Origin of the sequence: Pseudomonas sp. MD195_PC81_125, assembly GCF_014060985.1 — a bacterium.
GTDB lineage: Bacteria > Pseudomonadota > Gammaproteobacteria > Pseudomonadales > Pseudomonadaceae > Aquipseudomonas > Aquipseudomonas parakoreensis.
This window is the reverse complement of the sequence record NZ_JABULD010000147.1, coordinates 1-1,487: the sequence shown is the minus strand read 5'-3', so window position 1 is coordinate 1,487 and position 1,487 is coordinate 1. Positions and strand designations below refer to the sequence as shown.

1 protein-coding gene and 1 pseudogene are annotated in these 1,487 nt (G+C 60.2%); one reads left to right on the top strand and one right to left on the bottom strand.

Going from position 1 to position 1,487, the window contains the following annotated elements; all coding sequences use genetic code 11:
- Positions 1-154: 154 nt before the first annotated feature.
- Positions 155-943, top strand: a pseudogene (locus tag HT737_RS06600) (acyl-CoA thioesterase); the annotation flags it as partial.
- Positions 944-955: 12 nt separating this feature from the next.
- On the opposite strand, the gene HT737_RS06595 reads toward HT737_RS06600, so the two are convergent.
- The gene (locus tag HT737_RS06595; protein ID WP_182401911.1) at positions 956-1,321 is read right to left on the bottom strand and encodes an Mpo1-like protein; all 366 of its coding nucleotides are present in this window, start codon (positions 1,319-1,321) and stop codon (positions 956-958) included.
- Positions 1,322-1,487: the final 166 nt, after the last annotated feature.

The following is a 1,487-nucleotide window of genomic DNA, read 5'->3' as shown; positions in this document are numbered from 1 at the left end:
ATCGCAGCTTCGGCAGCTCCTACAGGGGGTTTTGTTTGAACGGGAAAATCGGGGTAAGGCCTTTCTGTCAGTCCATTTGACCGGAATAGACGCTGCGGCGCTCTGCCATGCTGGTTAAGATCGCTGCATTCCTTTTTCGCTTGCCGAGGTTGTCATGCGCTTTTCCGATCTGCTCGAGGCGGTTCGTCGCCAGCCAGAAGTGACCATTCCCGCCGAGTGGGGTCAGGGCCGGGCCAGTTTTGGCGGCCTGGTCGCGGCGCTGCAATACGAAACCATGCGCGCGAAAGTGCCGGCCGAGCGCCCGGTGCGTTCATTGGCAATCACCTTTGTCGGCCCGGTTGAGCCGGACGTCCCGGTGCGTTTCGAAGTCGATGTGCTGCGTGAAGGCAAAGCGGTCAGTCAGGTGCTGGGGCGTGCGATGCAGAACGGTCAGGTGGTGACGATCGTGCAGGGCAGCTTCGGTGCTTCGCGGCCTTCGGAAGTCGCGGTGGCAGCCTATCCGGCAGCCGAGATGAAGCACTGGGACGATTGCCAGGAGTTGCCCTATATCAAAGGCGTGACCCCGGAGTTCATGCGGCATCTGGCGATGCGCTGGAGTGTCGGCGGCATGCCGTTCACTGGCAATAAATCGCGGCAGATGGGCGGTTGGGTGCGCTTGCGTGGCGACGTCAAGGAAGAACCGGTCAATGAGGCGCATCTGCTGGCGCTGGTGGATGCCTGGCCTCCGGCACTGTTGCCGTATCTGAAGAAACCGGCACCGGGCAGTACGTTGACCTGGACCATTGAATTCGTGCAGCCGTTACGCGACTTGAGCACCCTGGACTGGTGCAAATACCTGGCGGATATCGAGTACGCTGCCGACGGTTACGGCCATGTGGCCGCCAAGCTGTGGAGCGCGGAGGGGGAGTTGATTGCCATGAGTCGCCAGACCGTGACGATTTTTTGCCTGAGTCACTCAGTGCCGACGATGGCGCTCCCGCCAGGCGCGCCACCAGCCGCCACTGTGGAAAAACCGTGGAAAGGTCAGGAACTGCTCGACCAGCAAGCGCGACACGGCATCTTTGCGATCACTGAACGGCTCGGAGGCTTGCGCCTCCAGGCTGTGGCCATGGCGCTGCAAACCCAGCGCCGCGACAATCCCGATTACGCCGATGGCGACACTGGCCAAGCTCAGGCTGAACACTCCGGACACGATCAACAGAAACGCGACGATGAACAACGGCACGGCGATCAGGTGCAACACCAGATTGGTCGGGTGCTGGTGATTGTTCGGGTACGCGCGCCATTGCCACGCGGGAAGGTTGGGGTGACGTTTGCCCATGTTGACTACTCCTCGATCCATGTTGAACACATGCTTGAAGAATAGGCCGGGGCGGGTGGGGCGGCGAATCAAGGTTGGCTATTGGCATCATAGTAATGGTGAACAAAAAAAAGATCGCAGCCTTCGGCAGCTCCCACATTGAAATGCGTATACCTGTAGGAGCTGC

Excerpts from the sequence above, each read along its gene's own strand:
- HT737_RS06595 (WP_182401911.1), bottom strand. The coding sequence starts at position 1,321 with ATGGGCAAACGTCACCCCAACCTTCCCGCGTGGCAATGGCGCGCGTAC.